Source organism: Frankia sp. CeRuru1, assembly GCF_977966315.1.
Map to the genome: position 1 here is coordinate 1 of NZ_CDWWEW010000522.1, position 2,699 is coordinate 2,699.

Consider the following 2,699-nt stretch of genomic DNA (forward strand, 5'->3'; position numbering starts at 1 on the left):
GAATGCCCCGGACGGACGAGGAAGGGGTGCGCGGACGGGGTGCCGCGCGGACGGGTCAGCCGGCGTGCGCGGGGACGACCTCGACGTCGGCGGTCGACTCCCGCCCGGCTCGGATGAGCACGACGATCACTACCGCAGCGAGCGCGATGAGGATGGCTCCCCACAGGAACGCCGTGGTGTAGCCCTCGATCTGCGCTTGGTCGAGGAGGGCCTTCCCACCCCGCCCGTGATCGGCCAGGTAGTTGGTGACGGCTGTCGCGTAGACGGTGTTGAGCAACGCGGTACCCAGCGACCCGCCGATCTGCTGCGTCGTATTGACCAGCGCGCTGGCCACCCCCGCGTCGTGCGGGGCGACCCCGATCAGCGCGAGGTTCGACAGGGGCACGAACGAGAAGCCCATGCCGATGCTGATCAGCAGCTCGGAGGGAAGGATGTGCACGACGTAGCTCGAATCCGTCCCGATCGCGAGGAGCAGCGCCATCCCGACCGCCGCGAGCGTCGTGCCGGCGCCGGCGAGTACCCGGGGCCCGACGCGCGGCAGGAGCTGGCTGGCCAGCCCCGCGGAGACGATGATCCCGCCGCTGAACGGCAGGAACGCGAAGCCGGTCTTCAGGGCGCCGTAGCCGAGCGTCTGCTGGAAGTAGTACGTCAGGAACAGGAACATCGCGAACAGGCCGGCCCCGGTCAGCAGCGAGGCCAGGAACGAGCCGCCGCGGTTGCGCTCCCACGGCACCCGTAGCGGCAGCAGCGGCGCGCTGGTGCGGGACTCGATGACGACGAAGGCCGCGAGCAGCACGGCCGCACCGACCAGCAGCCCGATGGTGCGGGCGTCGCCCCAGCCGTCCTCGGCGGCCACGGTGAAGCCGTAGACCAAGGCCACCAGGCCCGCGGTCACCGTCACCGCGCCGGGCAGGTCGTAGCGGGCCTTGCCCTGCGCCCGGCTCTCGCGCACTACGGGCAGCGCGAGAGCCGCGGTGATGAGCGCGATCGGCACGTTCACCAGCAGGCACCACCGCCAGGAGGCGTACTCGGTGAGCAGGCCGCCGACGATAAGACCGATCGCGGCGCCACCACCGGAGATCGCTCCGTACACGCCGAACGCCTTCGCCCGCTCGCGGCTTTCAGTGAAGGCGACGGTGATCAGCGACAGCGCGGCCGGCGCGAGTAGGGCCGCGAACGCACCCTGCAGCGCCCGCGCGGCGAACAGCAGGCCGGCGTTCGGGGCCAGGCCGCCCAGCGCCGAGGCCAGCGCGAAACCGAGGAGTCCCCAGCTGAAGGCCCGCTTGCGCCCCAGGTAGTCGGCGACGCGCCCGCCAAGCAGCAGCAGACCGCCGAAGGCCACGGTGTACGCGGTGACGATCCATTGCCGGTTCGCGGTGGAGATGTCGAGATCGGCCTGCGCGTGCGGGATCGCGATGTTCACGATCGAGGCGTCGAGGACGACCATGAGCTGCGCGACAGCGATGATCCAGAGCGCGAGCCAGCGCCGTGGATCGGGCGAGCCGTCCGCCGCCTCCACCGGACGGTCCTCCGCCTGGTGGTCGAGGGTTGTGGTCACAGGGAAGCTCCTAGCCGATCGGACCTGAAACGGGGACGAACGAACGCCACGAGTTCGCGCGAGGCGACCCGGTGCAGTGGGGATGGTGCCGGTGGACGGCGCCCCGGGACCGGGCGGTCCGTGGCGGTGTCGGTGACGCGACGGTGGCAGGGACAGGGCTATCGAACGGGCGTTCGAGCCGAGAATAGCTCAGGTGTTCGAGTTGGCCCCGGACGGGGGTGTTCCGGGGCGGAGTGTCGTTCCGGGCCGGCCAGCCAGTAACGGCATGAGCACGTCGTCCACCATATGATCGACGAACGCGCCGTCGAGCGGCTCACCGGTGACGAGCAGGCGACAGAAAATCATCGCCACGACAATCTCCATGATCACGTCGAAATCGGCCGACGCAGAGATCTCCCCCCGTTGCGAGGCCCGAGCGAACATGCAGCGGCCGATCTTCGCCTTGTTCTGCAGGATGTTGGCCTGCACGACCGCAGCCAGCCGCGGGGACTCGCTCGCGGCCCGGAGCACGCCGATGAGCAGCGCACCGTCGGGACCGGTAATCGTGTCGACCATGAGGCGCACCTCGGCGGCCAGGTCGTCCCGCAGGCACCCGGTGTCAGCCGGGACGCGGTCGCCGGGACCATGCCGCCGCAGGGCCTCCACGACCATCTCGTCCTTGCACGACCATCGGCGGTAGATCGTCGCCTTGCTGGCCCGGGCCCGGGCCGCGACGGCGACCATGCTCATCCGCTCATACCCGACCTCGACGAGCAGTTCCAGCGCGGCGTCCAGGATCGCCCGCTCCCGGGCGTCGTCCCGGGGCCGGCCACGCCCGGCGCCACTCGGCGGGGAAATCGGTCTTCACCCTTCCGTCTCGGACGCTTCTCCGGAGTCGACGCGCATGGCCGCGACGCCGAGGAGAAGACGCAATGAACATTACCCGGACCAGAGAAACAGTACCGTACTGTACTGCAAATGCCAGCTCCCCACGCCGTGTGGCACTGGTCACATCCGCCACTCGGCACCAACACCCGTCACCCGCACCCGCACTCGCGCCGCCCCGGCCCCGGCCCCGGCCGCAGGCTCCGGCTCCGGCTCCGGCTCCGGCCGCGATCCGGGTGTCCCGAACGGACAACACCCGGGGCCGTCCGCCTGGAAT

2 protein-coding genes are annotated in these 2,699 nt (G+C 70.6%); both read right to left on the reverse strand.

Annotated elements, in window-relative coordinates:
• Positions 1-55: 55 nt before the first annotated feature.
• On the reverse strand, positions 56-1,558 hold the full coding sequence (locus tag AC08OP_RS23755) for an MFS transporter (RefSeq protein ID WP_476616203.1): 1,503 nt from the start codon (positions 1,556-1,558) through the stop codon (positions 56-58).
• 189 nt (positions 1,559-1,747) lie between these two features.
• A complete protein-coding gene (locus tag AC08OP_RS23760) occupies positions 1,748-2,395 on the reverse strand; it encodes a TetR/AcrR family transcriptional regulator (protein ID WP_476616204.1) in 648 nt (215 codons plus the stop codon).
• Positions 2,396-2,699 lie beyond the last annotated feature (304 nt).